A 22,209-nucleotide genomic window follows, 5' to 3' on the forward strand; every position below is an offset into this window, starting at 1 on the left:
ATTGATGCGCTATGGGTTGAGATGTTTTCAAGTTATATCGTGTCCGGTTAAATAGATATAGTTGCTGTAGGGGCGGGTTCACCAGTATTTCTAATTCACATCCAGGGTATTTATAAACCCGCCCCGGCCCTATGCGTGGGTGGGGGCGGGTTTATTTTACCTATTTGTTTGTTTCAAATATTGTTTGTGAACCCGCCCCTACAGAATTAATTGCAATACGATCGCCGTTTCGATTGTAAAGTCAACTGTCAACTGTTTATTTGATGTTGGTTTTTACGTATTCTGCGATCGCGGGTTGGAGTTGGAAGAGGGTGCGATCGCCCTTTTGGACTTTTTCGATTAATAACCTCCGTCTCAAGGATTCGACGGCTTTGAGGAATTCTGAAGGGGATAATTCCAGAAGGGCTGGCTTTTTGGAGATTTCGACTGCTTTGATTTGATTTGCCAACCAGGACATTAGTTGTTTTTCGCTGTCTGACAAGCGCTGAAAATGTTGGTGCAATATATATTCTAAGTCTCCTAAAACTAGGCTATCATAGGATAAAAAATCTGAAACATTGCCGCTAAATAAGTCTTGAATAGCAGCAGCTACTGTATTCAACCACAAGGGATTTCCTCGGTAAATGTCTATCAATTTTGACCAGTTTTCCGATTCAAGTAAACCTTTTTCTGTGAATATTTCTCGCGCGGGTTCGCCTAAACCATTGAGTTGCAATGTTTGACAATTTTTCGGGTGGCTTTCTAATGCGGCAATTTCTCTGGGTTTTTCCCAACTAATCAAAACTATGCAACTGTTGTGACATGATTCTGCTATTTGTTTGAAGAAAGTGCCATAATTTTCATAGCCTTGTTTGTAGTTTCCTGCTAGTTGTTGGCTGCTGAAGATTGTTTGTACGTCATCGAGGATGATGAGACAGCGGTGCGATCGCAAATATTGTAGGGGCAATCCCCCCGTGGTTGCCCTTTCTTCGGGGGCGGCGATCGCCCTTTCTTCGGGGGCGGGCACGGGGGCACCGCCCCTACAGAATTGAATTAAGTCGGTTTGGAGTGTTTGGAGGGATGGCGCGTCGCGGAGGCTTCGCCAGATTATACAGTCAAATTCATATTCAATGTGTTGGATTAGTTGCAGGGCGATCGCACTTTTGCCACTTCCGCTTAATCCTAAGATGCTGATGAGACGGGTGCGGTTTTCCAAAATCCATTGTTTGAGGGTGGTGAGTTCGGATGTGCGATCGAAAAATGTCGAGATTTCTGGTGCGTCGCCTAAGTCGATGCGGGGCTGTTTTGCTGTTGGTTGGGGGTTTTGGGGTGTTTTGGGCGATCGGGATTTTTCACGACAAACGTTAAAGTTATTATTGACTGTGACATTCTCGCCAACTTTAATATTATCGCCAACTATAGCTAATTGATAATTATAAATTTTTTCCTTCTCTAATACAGTCCTAAAATTTGCTTTAGTAATATTTTTTCCTAATCCTTTAGAAAGTATTTTCCAAAGTTGTGCTCCGACATTTCTGACATGACTTGGACTTGAGTAAACTTCTTGAGCAATTTGCGTGTAAGTTGCGTCTTCTAATGTTCCCCGCAGAATAGCTTCTTGCACGTAATCTAAATGCTTCCCCGTCTTAGCAAAAATTAGCTCATCTGCCAGTGTCAAAACTTCGGCAATATCCATAGATTAGGGAGAAGCTGGAGTTTACGCCATTCATTATACCTGACATTTCGTACAATCGTGACATTTTTGATTTTGTCATCTATCTAAAGTCAGGACTTTTCCTACACAGCTCATCCTTTATATTAATTGATTAAGGTATTAGCAGGATATTTATATGAAGCGAGTGCGGTGGCTCAGCGGTTTGCTCTCGGCTGGGGTGTTGTCTTTTAGTTTAGCGACAGTTGGCGCACAAGTGGCCCAGGCCCAGCGGCCAATCCATATATTCGACCTAAGCTGTGTTGGCAGATGGCCTACTTATCGGGCTAGTCGCATCAGGAGTAAAGATATTTCCATAGGTAGAGAATTATATACAAGTATTTTAGATACGACACCAACCGGTTTCACTTGTAAACTTCCAGGCGGTCGCCTCTCTCTCCGATTGGAGTATGGAGTTAGTGATAACGATAACATTCCACCCCCCCAAATAGACGTTTACGTAGATGGAAATCAAGTAGCTTCCCAAGTAGGAAAGGAGGGAAGGGTCAATACGATGCTGGTAGATGTTAGTAATGGTAAAAGTCTAGCTATTGATATCACTTGTTCCAGAGCAACAAATTGTAGTGAAAGTATTACACCCTACTACTTTTTCTCATTCCATATTATACCAGGGGCAGGCTCTCCAGGGAGTAGATAAATTATGAGTCTTAGCCGCCGTCAATTTAATCGTATCACTATCTGGGGTGGAGCTTCTTTTGCTGCTTCCGCAACATCAGGCATCTTTTTCCCCAAACCTGCCGAAGCTTATTCCCTAGAATTTCCGATTAGTGCCTTATCAGCCGATCGCGTTTTCAACGGTATTCAAAAATATTGTGGAGCACAGCCCATTCCCGGGGTTCTATCACCAATATTGCAAGGCAATACTAATGTTAGCAGTAAAATAGAACCAGCAGCCGCTAACGCCATTCGCACCGCAGACAAAGAATTTGTTAACCGCAATTTTACTAGCAAAAGAACCGAATTAGCGGTAACGGGCAGCGGTTCTAATTTTGCATCAGATACCAGTCGGCTGTGGGGGCGGCAAAGACAGGATCGAGTCGGCCCGAATGTTGGCTTTGGCTTCGTACAAAAGTGGGAAGATCAATACAGCGATGCCAAAATTTCCGGGCCGACAATGTGCGCTATTCATAATGCTCAACAAGTCTTAGCAGATCAAAGATTAACACCTCCAGAAATCGCTGCTTCTATCTTGCCAACTCGATCGCGATTGGATGATTGGGGCTCTTGGGGAGGGGATGCTGATGCGTCTGCTGGGAGAAATCCAGGTGCTGTTTTTGCTCAATACGATACAGCCGCCGGTACGGTGACATCTCGCTATGATTTAGTTGAACCGGGGCCGAAAGGTTTTGGGCGTGTTGAGTATATTATTGAAGCCGAAGATCAGCCTCGGCGGGTGATTTTGGTGACGGTGAGGTTTTAGGGGAAAATCAAATTCGGCGGTTGAAACCGCTTCTTGTCAAACGAAGTCCCTCTCGCTTGAGACTGAAGAATTAAGGGGGTATTTAACCCGGATTTGGTATTATACTAACAGTAGCGATCGCCCTTACATTCCAATTTGTCAAAAAGAGCGATCGCCTTTACTCAGGCAAAGTTAAAATAGTTGTAGCCTCAGCCAAAAGTTTACACTTGACTTTGTTGTTTTCCCCCTCAATAAGACAATGAGCGGGATTATCCTGCAAAGGGTCATGCCGGATAATGAAGCCTAAACAACGGGCAGATCCTGCTACCAAAACACCCACTTTAGTAGTGTCAGGATTTCTCGCACGAGCTAAAATTTCCTGGGGAGTTGTTAGCCTCGCCAACTCAACTGAGATGCTGTTATCAGGTTTTCCTCTAACCTGGAAAGCCACTGATTTTACAGTACCATCCTCATAAAGATGTACATTCGGAATCCGACGATAAAGGATATCGTTATCTGCAATTTCTTCTATCACTATCTCATCCTGACTTATTGAATTAATAGCTGAGACAACACATTCAGGACTTCAGATAATGATAGATCGTTTTTCTCCTCAAATTTTCTCTCGCTTCCCTCTCCCTTAATTAGTAGATAGCTGAAACTCATATCAGATTTAATTTCCACTTCTAGATTGCCCTGTGGACTCCGCCATTCCAGTTGTAGGCTACCATTAGCAATTGGTGCTGCATCATAGGGTAAAATTCGATCGCCAACTAAAGGCGCCAGAGAGTATTTGACATGAATGAGCAACTGACAGGCTTTTACAAAAGCAACGGGCGAAACTGCTAATGCACCATAAGAATCCCAGTCAGGTTCTAGTTGGGCAAGTTGCGTTAAGCGCTCTAATATTGGATCTAAGGAAACATCAGTTAATGTTGCTTGATACATGGTTTTTAGAAGGGTCATATTTTCTATTATATCATATATATAGCAATCCTAAATGATTCGTGTAATTCTTGTAGGGGCAAAACCCACGCCCGGTTGCCCCGCCTTGACTGGGGTAGGCACGGGGAGTAGGGGTAGCACTACCCCTACATATTTTTACAAATGATTCAGGATTGCTATATCATAAACTTTATTACCTTTGCAGTTGACCAATCAAATCTAATGCTTTTTGAGCATCGGCGTTCATTCCTTGAGCCCTAAATAAACGAGCAGCTTGCTGCAAATCTGCGATCGCCCCTTGTCTATCTCCCATTCTCACTAACGTAATTCCTCGGTTAGCAAAAGCCTTAGCATAATTGGGATTGAGTTGAATTGCTTGAGTGTAATCAGCTAAGGCAGAGCGATCGTTATTGATGCGAAACAGCGCTAATCCTCTGTTGAAATAAGTGTTGGCGCGACCCGGATTAATTTGCAGCGCTTGATTGAAATCGTCGATCGCTCCTTTTTGATCGCCCAAGTCCGAAAGTGCTAATCCTCGGTTATTGTAAGCCGCTGCAAAGTTTCTATCCAAGCGGATGACTTGAGTATAATCTGCGATCGCCCCCGGTTTGTCTCCCATTGCTGACAAAACCAGCCCCCGATTGTAGTAAGCGTCAACATAACCGGCATTTAGGGCGATCGCCTTGCTATAATCAGCGATACTCTTGGGCATTTGTCTCAAATCGGAATAAGCGAGGGCTCGATAGAAATAAGCTTCCGCGTAATCAGATTGAGTTTGAATTGCTTGGTTAAAATCGGCAACAGCCCCTGACAAATCTCCTTTGTCAAACCGAGTTAAACCCCGAACATAATAAGTCTTAGCATCTTGCGGATTGTTCAGTTTCAGAGGTTCAGTAGCTGTTGGAGAGGTATTAATTAAAAGTGCCGATCGATTTAAACCTGCTTCGGATAATTTAGCTATAAAAGTGTTGATAGGAATCGCTGAATTAAATCCTGTTTTAATATCGGCTAAACCTGTAATAACTTTTCCGTCAATGACAGGATCGTAATCCCGATCGCCCTCTCCATGAACTCCAACTACCCGCCCTTCTCCATCAAATACAGGCCCTCCACTCATTCCCCCTTTCGTGACAGCATTGTAGCGCAAATTATACCCTTGGGGATGACTTGAAATTCTGCTTGTAACGAAGCCCGGCACAAACTCGAAATTGCGCTCTTTTTGGTGCTGGTTTCTGCTAGCCGGAATACCTGGATAGCCAAACACAAAAATTTGTGTAGCAACTGTCGCTTGTTCGGAATCGCCGAAAGTGACAACAGGATAAGAATCTGCACTGTTAAATGTTACAACTGCTAAATCGGGAGCATTCTGGCCTTTCTGTAATAATACACTACGGGTTACTGGATAGTCTTTTCCCCTATGACTGCGAATCGTATAGGTAGCTTTGGTATCATCTACAACATGGTTAGCTGTCAGGACAGTGTAGGTTGTACCTTGTTTAGCAATAATAAATCCTGTACCTAGACCAGTTGTTCCATTAATTTGAACGGTAACAGATTCAGCAAATTTGGCAATTTCTTGGGGAGTTTTTGCGAAAACGGGGGCTTGTGCAAAAACAACTATTCCTACTACCGTTACTGTTCCTGCTAGGATGCTGGTGAGGGAATCAAAGCGCGAATAATCCCTATTCATAGGTGATTGCTGAAGAGTAAGATTTTTTATACTCCGAATAGTATAGATTAAAATAAAATTTCTGAAAACCAGAAACCCTGGATGTTTTCAGATGATTGCGATTTTTATGACATTTCGTACATTTCGTATATTTCCGCCATTGCCGGCATTACTATGCCATATTTTATTTGTATATCTTCTAAGTTAACCAGCTCAAACTGCATCCCGAAACACTTTCAAAGCTTCTTTTTCTTCGGACATTTTCAGGCATATCCCCAGCAATTCTAGATCCAAATCCGGCAACAGCATACTCCGAGAAACCAGATCGTAACCCTCCGAGTTCAGTTGGTAAATCGAAAATACTCCGTCTTCCCAAAATCAAACTTCTCCTACGTTAAATCTGCGGTAGTATTCCAGTTTATTAATAGTTCCGCTAGTAAAAACAACTTCGATCGCCAAATCGGGTGTTTCTCGCTGCCGCCGATCTTCGCCAAAATAGTAAGATAAATCTGGTTCCTTGCTGCTGCCTTTTGCTTCTCCTTGGAGTGTAGCGCTACCCGTCGGTGTAAAACTAATATCTTTTTCTAAAAAGAACTGACCTAACATTCCTGCCATCAGATATTTAATGATTTCATGCTTCGACGAACGTGTCATAATTTCCACATATCCGTCGAGGTAAGACAAGCGAACACTGCGACTGTACTCTAGCAATGAATCCAGAGCTTTGAACTGCTCCCAAGTCATTGATAGCGGCAAAATCAACCGCTGTTCCGGGAGTGCAGTTAATTTGGGGTGAGTGGCAATGGTCATATATACTTTCCCCGATTTTTAATTTCTACTTTTAGATTAGCGTAAAAATATATAAAGGGAGAAATTGGGGACTTCGAGCGCTCTTGTCCCCCCCTTGTTAAGGGGGGTTAGGGGGGATCTGGCCCTAAGCCAAAAACTGGAATTGAGAACCGTTAACTGCAAAAGCAAACGGACTTGCCTGTTCAAATGCCCCAACAAGTTCAAAGCTGTCCGTGTTTAAAACTATCCCCACAATCTGTCCGGTAATTATGTTTTCAATCACCATGTCGTTGATAATTCCGTCGTTATCGTAAGCAATCAAATTGTCGTCTTCAAAGAACAGGTCTAGTTCTGTTAAACCGTCCGTCAAACCAATACGATCGCCCTCGTCAAAGTTAAAATCGGTAACGACATCTGCTCCCTCTATACCAAATGCTTCATCGTTGCTTCTGAGCACGAATATGTCACCACCGAGACCTCCCGTCAGCACGTCCACTCCCCGATCGCCTGCTAAGAAATCGTTGCCCTCATTGCCATCTAAATCGTCGTCTCCTTGCCCTCCCCGCAGGATATCGTTGCCAAATCCTCCAAAAATAACGTCGTTTCCGGCGTCGCCCCTAACTACGTCGTTGCCATCATTTCCATCCAGGAGATCGTTCTCTTTCCCCCCGTAAATTATGTCATTTCCGCCACCACCACCGATAATATCATTGCCGTTATTTCCTAACAGCCGTTCGTTGGAATCCGACGAACCTCCTATAGTATCGTTGCCGTCGAGTCCCCAAACTCCCCAGGGAAAAGACGACAAATTTCCATTCCCTACGTTAATCTCATCGGGTGTAGCGAATGCCAAAAGACGTGGCCCGCCGCCAGCAAATATAGGAAAGCCAGTCACATCACCGATGAGATTGTTAACCGTTAAAGCCATAACTATGTCCTTTCAAAAATCATGTTATCTGTATTATATATGTTAATTCTTGCCTTGCCCAATAGCCAGTTATATGGTAATTTATATCGCAAGTTTATTTGCTAAATTAGTGACCAGCAACCTGTTTGCCAATTGGTAATTACCAATTACCAATTACCAATTACCAATTACCAGGGCTACGCCTCATTCAACCCAAACCTGCTATATATCTCGCCTCTGAGTCAAATAGCATTAGGTTGCTGACACTATCCGCTACTGTCTACCGCTTATAATGGGTGTTACCCGCCAGGTGGTAAACACGTTGATATCACCTATAACGTCGAGACTGAGAGGTTGTTTGTGAATAAAAGTAAAAGTCCCTGGGCCCATCCTCCGAGAAAACACCCAGTTTCCGATACCCACACACAAACTTTACAAACAGGATTTAAGCTCTTTACAAAGCCATAATCGCCGATCGCTGACATTTTTTGGCAAAATCCACTGCTTTCAGGTGTTTTACTCATGTCTACTCCTAAATCGTCTTCCCATCAAAACAACAACAACTCCGTAAAATCACTGCCAGCGACAGATATCGTCCCAACAAAGCAAGACAGTAACAATCTGCCCAGCGAACCAAGTATAGAACAGCTACTGGAAGCTTTGGCGGATCAAGTACCCAGTCAATCTGCTGAAATTGAACCGTTGAAAACGTGGAAACAAGACTTACAGCGACTGTTTCAATTTCTCGGCGATCGCCGCGTTTTAATCGCAGTAATGCAACCGGGAACTTTTGCCCTGCGTTACGCTAACGCAGCATTTTGCCGCTTGGCCGGTTGGGAGGAAACGTCCTTGGCAACTCAATCTACCAGCGGTTTGTTTGCAGAAACCGACATCACTTTGCTGCAACTGTTCGAGGATGGGGACGGCAAAACAGCAGAACAATTGTACCGCCGCCACCTTTTGCACTGGGTATTTAAGCAATATTATCAAATTGACATTGACGGTTTGCGGGTGCTAGACGAACCTGCCACGGCGAGTGTAAAAAACCCCAAACACCGAGAACCCAGATTTATAGAATTTTGGCTGGGTTCGGAACAGTTAAAAATTACTCGAATTGACTCAAAAATAGATGAATTTGCGGATGTTTCTTTAAGATTAATGCCTGTTGCAGAACGGGAAGCTTGGCTGATGCAGCCGAATCAACTGGAGAATTTAGCCGATCGATTGCAGTTGGATAATTATCGCGTAGAAGGCTTGCTGTTGCTAGAAGGTTTTGATGTCACCGTGCAGGAGCAAATTCGGCGGCTGACTCAGTTATTGATCGATCGAGATTCGATGCTGCGGGCTGACAAATTTGAGAGAATCGATCGGTGTTTGCGATCCCTCTTCAATGCTGACGGCACTTTGCTGCTGCGCCCCGACGACGATCGCGTACAGCTATTAGTTGCAAAAGACGGCCAACATTTGCAGCCGATTCTTTATTCAATGGACTCCCTAGAAGCTTCTCACTTTTTGAAGGCCACAGCAGCAAATCAAGTTTGGAACGTGCCAGACTTGCGTAGGGAGTGCGAAACCGAGTGCGATCGAACTTTGCGGAGAATGGGAACTCGATCGATGCTGCTGGTGCCCCTGGTAGTCAAATCCGTCACCCGCGAGGGGTGCGGGCAGCGGATTTTGGGAGTTGTGGGGCTGTTGTGCGATCGGCCAAACCACTTCAACGGCATTGACGCTAAACACGCCCAAGAACTCATTCCCGCCTTCATTGCAGCCCTGCGGCAAGCCATCCAGGAGCGGTTTACCCACATTCACAACATCCACCCCGCAGTCGAGTGGCGGTTCGCCCAAGAAGCAGAAAGGCGAAGTTGGGGACTGCCTCCAGAAACAATCGTATTTGGTGACGTTCATCCGCTGTACGGAATTTCGGACATTCGCGGTTCTAGCGACGAAAGAAACCGAGCCATTCAAACTGATTTGCTCGAACAATTCCGCTTAGGTTTAGTCATAGCTGATGCCGTTTGCGAAACACAAACTACCCACCTCGGCGAGCAACTGCGGCTCGACTTGCTCGACTACATCGAGCATTTAAAAGAAAAAGTAACAGTCGATATGGAGGTGCGAGCCGCCGAGTATTTAAACGAGCATTTAGAAGTATATTTTGACTATTTTGTGCAGTGCGGGCCCAAGGTTCAGGCAGCCGTTGAAGCTTACCAAGCAGCCTGTGAAAATGAACACAACTGCGTTTACAGCGATCGCACCCGCTACGACCAAATGCTGAACTTAATCAGCACCAAACTCCAAGAAACCTGGGCCCGCTGGCAAGAAAAAATGCAGCAAATTTTGCCCCACTACTGCGACATCGAATGCACCGACGGCATCGATCACATGATTTATGTAGGAAAATCGATCGAGCCCAAATTTAGCCAGTTTCACCTGCACAGTTTGCGGTACGAACAACTGCGAGCAATTTGCGATTGCGGCCGCACAGTTTTTCGCCTGCAAGCCGAGTCTCAAATCAACATGGAACTCGCACATTTAGTCTTAGTGCAGAATACCACCATCGACATTTTTCACAACGAAAATACCGAAAAAATGTTTGATGTCAAAGGCACTCGCGACATCCGCTACGAACTTGTCAAAAAGCGGATCGAAAAAGCTGTTGACAAAGACTTACAAGAGCGAATTACCCAGCCCGGAATGTTAACGGTAGTTTATTCAGCGGAAGACGAATGGGAAGAGTACCAACAATACTTGCGCTACTTGTCTCGCGAAGGTTGGGTAGAGCCAAAAGTTCAGACGGGCATGGTAGAATCACTGCAAGGAGTCAGCGGTTTAAAATTCGCCCGCGTGCGTATTTTGCCTGAACCGGAATCTATTTCTACTATCTGTGAAGTTACGGTTGTTACCGATTGAGAACCCGTTCAAATGCCTGTTTGATGCCCAGTGCGATCGCTCCCATCTCCTGCTGTTTGAGGCCCAGTGCGATCGCTCCCCTCCCCCTGAAAAACGGTGGAGCGAAAGCATTCGGGACTCACACAGAAGACCAATATTACATATAATATGTTGGTTGACACCAACGACCCAGCCCACATTTTCACTTAGTGTAGATTCCGTGTGATTGGAAATCGCCAAATACACGATCGCAATCACACAAAATCCAGATTAAGTAATGTTAATCTAATGAGAATTAGCTCCTGTAATTTCTAACTTAAGTGATGTTAAACTTATCAGCATACCAAATAACTTCTACTCTGCACGAAGGCGTCGAAACAATAGTCTATCGCGGACAAACACCGACAGACGCGCCCCCAGCAATTCTGAAAGTCCTCAAAGCCGAATATCCCACCCTCGAAGCCATTACCCGGCTCAAACACGAATATCAAATCCGCCAAAATTTAGACAGCGAACAAATCGTCAAAGCCATCAGTCTCGAAACCTTCGACCACCGATTAGGAATCGTTTTAGAAGACTTTGGCGGCGAATCCCTCGCAAAACTGCTGGAAAGAGAAACCTTGAGCCTGCAAGCAAATTTACACATCGCCATCCAAATAGTCAAAGCCTTACAATACCTGCATTTTCATCACATTATTCACAAAGACATTAAACCCAGCAACATCATAATTAACTCGCAAACAAAACAAGTAAAACTCACCGACTTCGGCATTGCTACAAAACTCAACAAAGAAAATCCGCAATTTAACAACCCCAACTCAGTCGAAGGCACCTTAGCCTATATGTCACCCGAACAAACCGGGAGAATGAACCGCACCCTCGACTACCGCACCGACTTTTATTCCCTTGGTATCACATTATATGAAATGCTGACAGGCAAATTGCCTTTCTGCAGCAACGACCCCTTAGAAGTAGTTTACAGTCACATCGCAGTTCAACCAATATATCCCCATCAAATCAATTCTGAAATACCTGTCGCCATTTCAGAGATAGTGATGAAATTGATGGCAAAGAATGCCGAAGATAGATATCAAAGTGCGGCCGGATTGTTAGCCGACTTAGAAATTTCTTTGCATCAGTTAGAAACCACAGGACAAATTGCCGACTTCATCCCCGGACGGTTAGATATTCTCAGCCAATTGTTAATCCCCCAAAAATTGTACGGTAGAGAACAACAAGTCAACCAACTATTAGCAGCATTTGAACGTGTAGGGGCGGGTTCACCCAAATCTTTGCCACCCAACCTAAATACAGAAAAACCCGCCCGCCCCAATGCCGAAACTCTTTCAGCCGCATCTTTTCCAACAAACCAAAATACCGAAAATTTCGCCCATTGCCAAAGCGAATTAATGCTAGTATCAGGCTACTCAGGCATCGGTAAATCAGCCGTAGTCAACGAAGTTAGCAAACCCATTACCAGGTCAAAAGGTTACTTCATCAGCGGCAAATTTGACCAATTAAAACGCAACATTCCTTATGCCTCATTAATCCAAGCATTTAACTCCTTGCTGCGGCAATTGCTAACCGAAAGTGCACTTTCATTAGAAATATGGCGCACTAAAATTTTAACAGCAGTGGGAACAGACGGCCAAGTAATTGCCGACGTAATTCCAAAAGTTGAATTAATCATCGGCAAACAGCCAGAAGTCCCAGAACTCGCCCCTGTAGAATCCCAAAATCGATTCAATCGGGTATTCAAAGAATTTATTCGCGTTTTCGCCCAAAAAGAACACCCCCTAGTTATCTTTTTAGACGATTTGCAGTGGGCAGATTCAGCAACATTAAAGTTGATGCAAATACTAATAACTGACCCTGATCAAGAATATTTGTTGCTAATCGGTGCCTATCGAGACAATGAAGTTAGTCCGACTCACCCGTTAATTCAGACTGTAGAAGAAATTGAAAAAACTGGTACAAGAGTCAACAATATCGTGTTGCAACCGCTGGATTTAGCAAATGTGACGGAATTAGTCACTGAAACACTTAACACTTGCACAGAAAAAGTAACAAATCTAGCCGAGTTAATCTGGAATAAAACGGGCGGCAATCCTTTTTTCTTGACTCAATTACTCCAAGCACTTTATCAAGAATCTCTTTTAAAATTTGAATTTAATCACATTACAAATGAGGTAAGTCAAACGGGCTGGTATTGGAGTATTGATGAAATCCAAGCCATTGGAATTACCGATAAAAGTGTGGTGGAACTGGTAGCTTCTCGCATTGAAAAGCTGCCCGCACCCACGCAAGAAGTCTTGAAGCTAGCAGCTTGCGTGGGAGATAAATTTGCTCTAGATGTGCTGTCACTTGTTAGCGAAAAGTCAGCTAATGCTACAGCTACTGAACTTTATTCAGCTTTGCAAGCAGGGTTAATTCTGCCCTTGAGCGATGCTTATCGCATTCCTTTAGTGTTCGATCGAGCCGAATCAATCCATCTCAAGTTAGACACTTCGCGGGTTAGTTACAAAATTTTGCACGATCGCGTTCAGCAAGCCGCATATTCGCTAATTCCAGAAGACCAAAAGCAATCCACCCATTTAAAAATCGGTCAATTACTGTTACACAATACTCCACCAGACAAGCTGGAAGAAAACATCTTTGATATCGTCAATCAATTGAATGTCGGAATTGACACAATTAGCCAACAGTCAGAAAAAACTAAGTTGGCAAAATTAAATTTAACTGCTGGACGCAAGGCAAAAGCGGCTGCTGCGTATGAAGCTGCTGTTAGGTATTTGCGGGTTGCTATGGAATTATTGCCTGCGGAGTCTTGGCAAAGTCACTATGACTTAACGTTAGCAATTTACGAGTCAACGGCAGAAGCTGAATACTTAAACATCAACTATGAAGATTCAAAAAAGATGGTTGATATTGTCCTGCAAAAAGCTAAAACGTTACTGGAAAAAGTGAATGTTTATGAACTTCAAATTCAGTCTTATAACGCTCAAAATAGAGTTGTAGAAGCACTCAATACAGGACTGGAAGTGCTGAAACTGTTAGGCATTTCTTTTCCTCAAAATCCCCACGCGCTAAATATTATGGCGGGACTGAGTAATACTAAACTGAGCTTGGGATTGAAACGAATTGAGGATTTAGCTAACTTGCCAGAAATGATCGATCCCGAAAAACAAGCCGCCATGCGGATTTTATCAGGGATTCTCAGCAGTGCTGTTCCGGTCAAGCCCCAACTGGTACCGCTGCTGGCCTTTAGGATGGTCAAGCTGTGCATTAAATATGGTAATTCTCCTTACGCGAGTATTGCCTACGTTTTTTATGGCGTAGTTATGTACAAGGTAGGGGACATTAGTTCGGCATACCAATTCGGTCAACTGGCAATTAGGCTGTTAGACAAATTTCCCTCCCGTTCAATCAAAAGTAGAGTTTATACACCCTTTGGTTGCTTTATTAACCACTGGAAAGCCTCTGTCAAGTCAGGATTAGGCGCTCTCGAAGAAGGTTTTAAAACTGGGATGGAAACTGGAGAGTTGGAATATGCTGGTTATTCTATAACTGAATATTCCTTCAAAAAACTGTCGATAGGAGAGCCTCTAGATTTGGTGGAGCAGGAGACTGGTAAATATATGAAACTAATGCAGCAATTTCAACTAGAATTTGCTGTACATTATATAAGTATAGCCAGGCAGACAGCCCTCAATTTGCGCGGTCAAGCTGTCGAAGCCTGTCATTTAGTCGGTGAGAGATTTAATGAAGTTAAAACGCTCCCCATTTTAATAGAATGTAAAAACTTTTTTTTAGTTGCTTTGGTTTATAATTCCAAAACTCAGCTTAATTTTATATTCAGAAACTACGCCCAAGCATTAGAAAATTCAAGGTTATTTGAGAAACATGAGGAGTCTGTAGCCGGATTTTATGTGGTTGCTCTGCATAATTTTTACTCTTCTCTCAGTATCCTCGCTTTGTATCCAGCAACTGGCAAAGGGGAACAAAAGGAATATTTGGAAAAAGTGCTGCAAAACCAAAAGAAGATGAAAAAATGGGCAGTTCATGCTCCGATGAATTATCAACACAAATACGACTTGGTAGCAGCGGAAACAGCGCGAGTTTTGGGGCAAAATACCGAAGCAATGGAATTGTACGATCGCGCGATTGCCGGAGCTCAAAAAAATAAATACATTCAAGAGGAAGCATTAGCCTATGAATTAGCAGGAGAATTTTATCAAGCTTTGGGTAAAGAGATAGTTTCTCAAGCATATCTGACTAAAGCCTATTATGGATATATCCATTGGGGAGCCATCGCTAAAGTTAAACACTTAGAATCAACACATCCTTTCTTAGCAGCACAGACGCGCACAATTCAAACCCCAACCCTCGATGTCACCCGCACTGCCACGGGAAATACCACCAGTAGTAGTTTAGGCGATTTATTAGACTTAGCTACTTTTATTAAGTCGGCGCAAGCGATTAACGGTGAAATTGTTATAGAAAAATTGTTGACCAAATTAATCAAAATAATTTTAGAAAATGCGGCGGCTCAAAAAGTAGTGCTGCTGCTGCTGAAAAACGATATTCTCTGCATAGAAGCTACTGGCTGTTTTGCGGAGGATAAAGTGACACTTTTACCGTCTATTCCCGTAGAAAATTGTCAAGATGTTCCCCTGTCTGTGATTAATTACGTACACCGCCGTCAAAAGCATCTGGTTTTAGACAATGCTACTGTTGCCGAAGCTTTTAATGTAGATACCTACATTCAGAAATATCAACCAAAATCAATTCTCTGTTTGCCAATTATTTATCAATCTCAGCGGCGCGGAATAATTTATTTAGAAAATGCTTTGACAGTAGGAGCTTTTACTGCAGAGAGAGTAGAAGTATTCAAAGTGTTAATTTCTCAAGTTGCTATTGCTGTAGAAAATGCGGGTTTGTACGCGCGCGAGAAAGAAAAATCTCAACAGTTAGAAAAATCTTTCAATGAATTGCAACAGGCGCAACTGCAACTAATTCAAAGCGAAAAAATGTCTGCTCTAGGCAACTTGATTGCAGGGGTTGCTCACGAAATTAACAATCCGCTTGGTTTTATTGCGGGCAATCTTGATGCTGCTGCTGAGGCCAGCTTAGATTTGATTGATTGCTTACAACTTTACCAAGAAAAATTTCCTAATCCTGGAGATGAATTACAGGATAAAGCATCGGAAATTGATTTAGAATATTTGATCGAAGATTTGCCTAAAATGCTTTTATCTATGAAATCAGGTACAGAGCGCATCCGCAATATTAGCAAGTCTTTGCGGACTTTTTCCCGCGCTGACAGTGCGAATAAAGTGTCAGCAAATATTCATGAGGGCCTCGACAGCACTTTGATGATTTTACAGTATCGTCTGAAAGCTAAAGATACTCGCCCCGCAATTAAAATTATTAAAGAATACGGAGATATCCCGCCAGTTAAATGTTATTTTGGGCAACTGAATCAGGTATTTATGAATTTGCTGGCAAATGCGATCGAGTGTTTTGACGAATTCAATCAGGGTCGTACTTACGCTGAAATTGAAGCTTTACCGAATACGATCGCCATTATCACTCATCTCTCGGAGGATAACAACAGCGTGGTGATTAAAATCAAAGATAACGGTAAAGGGATGTCATCGGAGATCAAGTCGAAAATATTTGACCATTTATTTACTACTAAAGGAGTAGGAAAAGGTACGGGTTTGGGGTTGTCTATCAGCAGGCAAATTGTGGAAGAAACCCACGGCGGTAAACTAACTTGCGAATCGGTGCTGGGAGAAGGTTCCGAATTTGCGATCGCCCTTCCCCTGAATTAAGATTATGGGAATAGGGCGTGTTTTAAAACCCGGAGATCCCCCCTAACCCCCCTTAATAAGGGGGAGTAGGGGGTGGACAAGAGAATGCTCAAAGTCAACCCCCTACTCCCCTTTTTAAGGGCGATTTAGGGGGATCGAGACTCGGCTAAAAACGGCATAACACATATATTAAAATTTGTCAATGCCTAATTATTTCGGAAAAAGTCCGCTGTTGGCAGTCTACATTCGGCAGTATGCAGTTACATTATTAGCTAAATGTAATAACTATATTTGATAGGAGTTTTTCGCGTGAACGCTGCCGAACAAGCCAAAAATATAGAAGTTGCCAGCAAAATTGCTGCGGTTGTTAATTTATTCAAGTCGGAATTCCCGGATACAAAAGTCGATTTGAAACCTTGGATGAATGACCAGGATACCAGAGAACTTGTAGATCCAGATTCGATCGACATTGGCTTCCATTTTCCCGGTAGAAGCCGCTTGCTGCAAAGCCGCAGCATCTTGATTCAAATCCGATTTTACCAAGATCCGGTGGAAGGATATCGGCGGGCGATCGGGGTTGAGGCAGCCGGTTACGATCATACTGGTCAGCAGTGGCGCTTTTCCACCGTGGAAAATTGGAGTTTTTTCGGTCAAACCGAACCTGCTGCGGAGTCAGCCCAAAAACTCAAAGACTTTTGCCGCGAGATATTCGGTTTGTTTAATCAATCTTTTTGAGGACTTCAGTTTTCACGGATCTCCTGTTTGTAGTAAAGACTTTATTCCTTGCTATTATCGCAATTGTCGATCGACTTACAGCCAACTGGATAAACAGATTTGTAAGTAGTCGATCGCTTGCCAAACAAAGTATAGCGGTTATCGCGGACTTGTTCGTACACGCGATCGCCCATCCACTTCATCCCCGGCATGGCGCGGTAAGCAGCCACAAACACCTCGCCAGCAGGCAATATCCGTCCGATTTCCTCCGCCGCATCGCTGCCCTGCCAGCGGCGTTCCGGAGTGTTACCATCTATCAAAATCATCCCCATTTCGCAGTCTTCAGACGTAATCCCAAAGCGATTTAATTGCTCTAAATCTTGCATGGAAATATACTCAAAATTCTTGCCTTGGTCTAAGGTTTCTAGTAACTGTACCAAGGTAACGCAGAGATTGCAATTGCCGTCATAAATTACGCTATATTTCATTAGTTGACTGTTGACTGTTGACTGTTGACTGTTGACTGTTGACTGTTGACTGTTGACTGTTGACTGTTAATTAATGACAACTGCCAACTGCCAACTGACTCCTGACTACTGACTACTGACTACTGACTACTGACTACTGACTATTCCCCACAGGAATCTCGATCGCAAATTCCGTGCCTTGACCCGGTGCAGAATCGCACTTAAGCAGCCCGCCGTGTTTTTCCACCACAATTTGATAGCTGATAGACAGCCCCAAACCAGTACCTTTACCAGGCTCTTTCGTAGTAAAAAACGGATCGAACAGCCTTTCCTGAACATCTATCGGAATCCCCGGCCCGTTGTCAGCAATCCGAATCACAATATGAGAAGGATGCGGCATTGAATCATCAGAAACAGCAGAATCTGCTTGCATCAAAGCATCCTGTTCATATTTTACATCCGTACAAATCCGCAGCGTCGGCGAAGGACAATAAGGAATAGGCGCCAGTTCCCCCTCCGCCCACTGTCCAGTCTCCATTGCCTCTTCCAAAGCATCAATTGCATTGCCGATAATATTCATAAAAACCTGATTCAACTGTCCTGCATAACACTGTACGCGGGGCAAATTCCCGAACTCTTTGATCAGCACAATTTTAGGATGCCCTGCCGTTTCTTTGAACCTGTGCTGCAAAATCAACAAAGTGCTTTCAATCCCTTCGTGAATATCCACCTGCTTTTGTTCGGCTTCGTCTAATCGCGAAAAATTCTTTAGTGACAGCACAATTTGGCGAATTCGCTCGGCTCCCATTTTCATCGAATTTAACAGCTTCGGCAAATCTCTGAGCAGAAAATTCAAATCGATATCATTTATCTCTTGTTGAATAATCGGTGTTGGGTGCGGGTATTCCTGCTGGTAAAGTTGCAGCATTTTTAGCAAGTCTTGAAAGTAATCGTCAGCGTGCATGACGTTGCCGTAAATAAAGCTAACTGGATTGTTGATTTCGTGAGCAACCCCAGCGACTAATTGGCCCAAACTTACCATTTTTTCATTTTGAACCATCATGCTTTGAGTTTTATGCACGTCCCGCAGGGCTTTGGCCAATTCTTCATTTTTAGTCCTCAATTGACTTTCGGAAAGCCTCACCGCTTCTTCTGCGTGTTTGCGATCGGTAATATCTTTGCGAATTGCTACATATTGATGGGGTTCTCCGCTGGTATTTAAGAAAGGTACAATGGTAGTATCCAACCAAAATAATGTCCCGTCTTTAGCTTGATTTTTCATTTCTCCCCGCCAAACCTTTCCCTGGCGGATGGTTGACCAAAGCTGCTTGAAAAAATCGGCTGAGTGATAGCCAGAATTGACAGTTCTGTGGGTTTGGCCGAGCAGTTCTTCTCGGGAGTATTTAAAGAGTTCGCAAAATTGCTCGTTGACATAGGTAATGGCTCCGAATTCGTCGGTATTCGAGACAATTGCCGATTGATCCAAAGCAAATTTTTCAAATTCCAACTCTTGGAGAGTTTGGCGCAATTCTGCTTCTGCTTGTTTGCGATCGCTAATATCGGTAATCATCCGCAACACGCCGGAAAATTCGCCATCACCGTCGAACATCGGCGTCGCCGACACGATCGCCCACAAGTGAGATCCGTCTTTACGAGTAAACTTAAAATCGTGGCGTTCGCGAATGCCTTGCCGCCGGCGCTGGACGTAACTTTCTGCTATTTTCCTAGACTCGCAGTCGATAAACTCAAATAGCGATCGCCCCAGCATTTCCTCCACAGTATACCCCAGCATTTCGGCCATCCGAGAGTTAGCAAAAGTCGTGATACTTTCGCTGTCAAACATCCAAACGCCCTCCGAAGCCGTCTCGACAATGCAGCGGTAATAATTCTCCCTCTCCCTGACTGTTGCCTCTGCTTGCTTGCGATCCGTAATATCAGTTTGCACCGCAATAAAACCTTCGAGTTCCCCCTTTTCTTGATAAATTGGGGCAATCGAAAGCGCCACCCAATAACCCCTTCCATCCTTTTTGTAATTGTAAATTTCCTGATTAAACGGCACGCCTGCAGCCAAAGCCGATCGCAGTTGAGCAATAGTTAGCGGGTCTGTTTCAGGGCCTTGCAGTACATCACCCGGTTTTTTTCCCTGTATTTCTGCCAGCACATAACCGCTAATCCGAGTAAATCCTTCATTCACCCATTCAATGCAGCCTTGAGCATCAGTAATAATCACACCATTTTGCGTTTTTTGAGCCACAATGGCCAAGCGCGACAATTCTGTTTCAGTTTTTTTGCTTTCCGTAATATCTTCAGCAATACCCAGAATGTACTTAGGCGCGCCCGAATCGTCAAACAAAGGAACTTTTTTCGTGTGCAAAATCCGCTTTCCTCGGTGCGGAAGTTCGATAGTTTGTTCGGGCAAATCGACGCCTTTTCTCGTTGCCAGCACTTCTAAATCTTGTGCTTGCAAGTAATTGGCACGATCTGACTCGAACAAGTCAGCAGCATTGTTTAAGAGCACTTCATCCCTGGAATAGCCAAACAATTCTTCGCTAGCAGTATTCCAATAAATAAAATTTTGCTTTACAGCATCTTTAATAAAGACGCTAATCGGCAGATTTTGCAGTACCGCATTCAGAAAATCTTGAGTGTTTCGCAGGTCTTCCTCAGCTCGCTTTCTTTCAGTAATATCCAAAATTACTCCGTCGAGATAAACAACCCGACACAGAGAATTTGCGATCGGCGAAACCGGCGAAACCGACGAAACCGGCGAAACCACAGCCGACAAAAAGTCCTCAATTTGCCCTTGTCCCTCTTGTCTTCCTCTCGCCTCGTCCGCCTCGCAGCAAATAGCTTTGCCTTTTTCGTAAACCCAGCTAATTTCGCCGTCAGCCCGGACAATGCGGTATTCAAGGATGTACGGAGTTCTAGTTGCTACACTTTTTTTGACAACAGCATCCACATTTTTGCGGTCTTGAGGATGGATAATGCTTGCCAAGGAACGGACGCGATCGTTGATAAAATCAGAAGATGGATAGCCTGATATTTCTTGAACCGCCTCGCTCAAAAACGCCATTGTCCGTGTTAATTCCCCGTCGTCCGTATACTCGCAGGTACAGCGGTAGACAGCACCGGGAATATTAGCTACTAAATTTTTATATTTTTCTTCGCTTTTTAACAAAGATGAGCCGTCTTCGTTATTGTGATCGCCGTTCTTAAATTTAGAAGAATTCGAGGAAATTTGCATGATTTTTTCACTTGTGAGTGCGGGGGCAAGTGTTAGAGTAGATGACCCTATAAAAAGTGAATTAAATTTGCGAAATAATTCGTTATAAACTAATATAGTACAAAATTAGTTCTGCGAACATTCAGAAAATTTGAGGGCGGGTAATAGGTAAAGCTAATCAAGGCTATAGATATAGAAAACAGTTCGGAAACGCATTATCTAACGGATTGAACGCATTTAACGTATGTATGTTGAGGTTCGAGGGAAACAGGGAAGATTTTCCCCTTTCTCGTTTTCCCACTCCCCCTCTCTCCCCATCTCTCCCTCTGCCACTCCCCCACTCCCTCACTCTCGTTACAATAAGATAAGTTGCCTTGTTACCGATCGCCCCTCAAACAAAACACCATGACTCAACAACAACCCCGGATTTGCATTCTCGGCGGAGGCTTCGGCGGACTCTACACAGCCCTGCGCTTGAGTCAGTTACCCTTCTCCAAAACCGAAAAACCCGAAATAGTCCTAGTTGACCGCCGCGATCGATTTTTGTTCGTTCCCCTGCTGTACGAACTCCTGACCGGCGAACTCCAAACCTGGGAAATTGCCCCGCCGTTTGCCGAACTCTTGGAAAACACAGGCGTGCGCTTTTGTCAAGGTACTGTCTCCGGCATTGATGTGGAGGAAAAGCGAGTGCAGTTGCGCGACGGGCCAGAAATTCCGTGCGATCGCCTTGTTTTAGCTTTAGGCGGCGAAACCCCCCTAGATATGGTCAAAGGGGCCGTTGAATACGCTTACTCATTTCGCACTCTCGACGACGCCTACCGCTTAGAAGAAAGACTGCGGTTTTTAGAAGCCAGCAACACCGACAAAATTCGGGTTGCGATCGTCGGCGCCGGTTATGCCGGAGTAGAATTAGCTTGTAAATTAGCCGATCGACTCGGAGAAAAAGGTCGCGTGCGGTTAGTCGAGCAAGGGAACACGATTCTGCGGACATCACCGGAGTTTAACCGCGAAGCCGCCACCCAAGCTTTAGAAAAACGGAAAGTGTGGATCGACTTAGAGACAGAAGTAGAGGCGATCGAAGCAGACACAATATCCTTACTTTACAAAGGACAATTAGATGTTCTCCCCGTAGACATAGTGCTGTGGACAGTAGGAACTCAAGTTAGTCAAGCAGTGCGATCGCTACCCCTCAAACAAAACCAGCGCGGTCAATTAATCGTCAATCCGCAGATGCAAATTATCGACCATCCAGATATATTTGCCTTGGGAGACTTAGCTGAATGTTACGATGCAAATGGTCAAAAAGTCCCCGGAACAGCCCAAACAGCCTTCCAGCAAGCTGACTACACCGCATGGAACATTTGGGCATCCCTCACCGACCGCCCATTACTTCCTTTCCGCTATCAGCCGCTAGGAGAAATGATGACATTAGGAATTGACAACGCCACCCTAGCCGGTTTAGGAATTAAACTCGACGGACAACTAGCCCACATTGCTCGTCGCCTAGCCTATCTCTATCGGATGCCAACATTCGATCATCAGCTAAAAGTTGGTTTCAATTGGATTAGCAAGCCGATTCAGGAGTTGCTTAAAAGCTAGTTAAGTTGGGAGCATCTCAGTTTTGTAAAAAGCATTTTTTTTATTGTAGTGCGAGCGTCCCCGCTCGCGTATTGTACAATA

Annotated in this window: 13 protein-coding genes; 5 read left to right on the plus strand and 8 right to left on the minus strand. The window is 44.1% G+C overall.

Going from position 1 to position 22,209, the window contains the following annotated elements; translation table 11 throughout:
* Positions 1–256: 256 nt before the first annotated feature.
* Positions 257–1,675, minus strand: coding sequence for an NB-ARC domain-containing protein (locus QUB16_RS11965; RefSeq protein ID WP_333316216.1), 1,419 nt, complete (start codon positions 1,673–1,675; stop codon positions 257–259).
* A gap of 676 nt (positions 1,676–2,351) precedes the next feature.
* Here QUB16_RS11965 and QUB16_RS11970 point away from each other — a divergent pair.
* Complete coding sequence (locus tag QUB16_RS11970; RefSeq protein ID WP_333316218.1) at positions 2,352–3,131, plus strand: Tat pathway signal protein; 780 nt, start codon at positions 2,352–2,354, stop codon at positions 3,129–3,131.
* A gap of 157 nt (positions 3,132–3,288) precedes the next feature.
* Here the strand turns inward: QUB16_RS11970 and QUB16_RS11975 are convergent, their stop codons facing one another.
* The 5 genes from QUB16_RS11975 to QUB16_RS11995 all read right to left on the minus strand — a co-directional run bounded on the left by QUB16_RS11975 (position 3,289) and on the right by QUB16_RS11995 (position 7,441).
* Positions 3,289–3,645: a hypothetical protein gene (locus QUB16_RS11975; RefSeq protein ID WP_333316219.1), complete on the minus strand. Its 357-nt coding sequence runs from the start codon at positions 3,643–3,645 to the stop codon at positions 3,289–3,291.
* A 14-nt stretch (positions 3,646–3,659) separates the two neighbouring features.
* Positions 3,660–4,076, minus strand: coding sequence for a hypothetical protein (locus QUB16_RS11980; protein ID WP_333316221.1), 417 nt, complete (start codon positions 4,074–4,076; stop codon positions 3,660–3,662).
* Positions 4,077–4,248: 172 nt separating this feature from the next.
* Positions 4,249–5,745, minus strand: coding sequence for a tetratricopeptide repeat-containing serine protease family protein (locus QUB16_RS11985; RefSeq protein WP_333316223.1), 1,497 nt, complete (start codon positions 5,743–5,745; stop codon positions 4,249–4,251).
* Positions 5,746–6,102: 357 nt separating this feature from the next.
* On the minus strand, positions 6,103–6,534 hold the full coding sequence (locus QUB16_RS11990; RefSeq protein ID WP_333316225.1) for a Uma2 family endonuclease: 432 nt from the start codon (positions 6,532–6,534) through the stop codon (positions 6,103–6,105).
* A gap of 124 nt (positions 6,535–6,658) precedes the next feature.
* Entirely contained in the window at positions 6,659–7,441 is a 783-nt protein-coding gene (locus tag QUB16_RS11995; RefSeq protein ID WP_333316227.1) for a calcium-binding protein, read from the minus strand.
* A 501-nt stretch (positions 7,442–7,942) separates the two neighbouring features.
* Between QUB16_RS11995 and QUB16_RS12000 the strand changes: the two genes are divergently transcribed.
* The 3 genes from QUB16_RS12000 to QUB16_RS12010 all read left to right on the plus strand — a co-directional run bounded on the left by QUB16_RS12000 (position 7,943) and on the right by QUB16_RS12010 (position 16,860).
* Complete coding sequence (locus QUB16_RS12000) at positions 7,943–10,330, plus strand: GAF domain-containing protein (RefSeq protein ID WP_333316229.1); 2,388 nt, start codon at positions 7,943–7,945, stop codon at positions 10,328–10,330.
* 302 nt (positions 10,331–10,632) lie between these two features.
* Entirely contained in the window at positions 10,633–16,146 is a 5,514-nt protein-coding gene (locus QUB16_RS12005; protein ID WP_333316231.1) for an AAA family ATPase, read from the plus strand.
* 288 nt (positions 16,147–16,434) lie between these two features.
* Positions 16,435–16,860, plus strand: coding sequence for a hypothetical protein (locus QUB16_RS12010; protein WP_333316232.1), 426 nt, complete (start codon positions 16,435–16,437; stop codon positions 16,858–16,860).
* 41 nt (positions 16,861–16,901) lie between these two features.
* Here QUB16_RS12010 and QUB16_RS12015 read toward each other — a convergent pair whose 3' ends face one another.
* Together QUB16_RS12015 and QUB16_RS12020 are read right to left on the minus strand one after the other, a co-directional pair.
* The gene (locus QUB16_RS12015; RefSeq protein WP_333316234.1) at positions 16,902–17,327 is read right to left on the minus strand and encodes a DCC1-like thiol-disulfide oxidoreductase family protein; all 426 of its coding nucleotides are present in this window, start codon (positions 17,325–17,327) and stop codon (positions 16,902–16,904) included.
* A 133-nt stretch (positions 17,328–17,460) separates the two neighbouring features.
* Positions 17,461–20,550, minus strand: coding sequence for a PAS domain S-box protein (locus tag QUB16_RS12020; RefSeq protein WP_333316236.1), 3,090 nt, complete (start codon positions 20,548–20,550; stop codon positions 17,461–17,463).
* Between the two features lie 384 nt (positions 20,551–20,934).
* Here QUB16_RS12020 and QUB16_RS12025 point away from each other — a divergent pair, with 384 nt between their 5' ends.
* On the plus strand, positions 20,935–22,128 hold the full coding sequence (locus QUB16_RS12025; protein WP_333316238.1) for an NAD(P)/FAD-dependent oxidoreductase: 1,194 nt from the start codon (positions 20,935–20,937) through the stop codon (positions 22,126–22,128).
* The last annotated feature ends 81 nt before the right edge of the window (positions 22,129–22,209 follow it).

This window comes from Microcoleus sp. D3_18a_C4 (assembly GCF_036702415.1).
Lineage (GTDB): Bacteria > Cyanobacteriota > Cyanobacteriia > Cyanobacteriales > Microcoleaceae > Microcoleus.

Coding starts and splice junctions, on each gene's coding strand:
- QUB16_RS11965 (WP_333316216.1), bottom strand. CDS start 1,675: ATGGATATTGCCGAAGTTTTGACACTGGCAGATGAGCTAATTTTTGCT.
- QUB16_RS11970 (WP_333316218.1), top strand. CDS start 2,352: ATGAGTCTTAGCCGCCGTCAATTTAATCGTATCACTATCTGGGGTGGA.
- QUB16_RS11980 (WP_333316221.1), bottom strand. CDS start 4,076: ATGACCCTTCTAAAAACCATGTATCAAGCAACATTAACTGATGTTTCC.
- QUB16_RS11985 (WP_333316223.1), bottom strand. CDS start 5,745: ATGAATAGGGATTATTCGCGCTTTGATTCCCTCACCAGCATCCTAGCA.
- QUB16_RS11990 (WP_333316225.1), bottom strand. CDS start 6,534: ATGACCATTGCCACTCACCCCAAATTAACTGCACTCCCGGAACAGCGG.
- QUB16_RS11995 (WP_333316227.1), bottom strand. CDS start 7,441: ATGGCTTTAACGGTTAACAATCTCATCGGTGATGTGACTGGCTTTCCT.
- QUB16_RS12000 (WP_333316229.1), top strand. CDS start 7,943: ATGTCTACTCCTAAATCGTCTTCCCATCAAAACAACAACAACTCCGTA.
- QUB16_RS12005 (WP_333316231.1), top strand. CDS start 10,633: ATGTTAAACTTATCAGCATACCAAATAACTTCTACTCTGCACGAAGGC.
- QUB16_RS12015 (WP_333316234.1), bottom strand. CDS start 17,327: ATGAAATATAGCGTAATTTATGACGGCAATTGCAATCTCTGCGTTACC.
- QUB16_RS12020 (WP_333316236.1), bottom strand. CDS start 20,550: ATGCAAATTTCCTCGAATTCTTCTAAATTTAAGAACGGCGATCACAAT.
- QUB16_RS12025 (WP_333316238.1), top strand. CDS start 20,935: ATGACTCAACAACAACCCCGGATTTGCATTCTCGGCGGAGGCTTCGGC.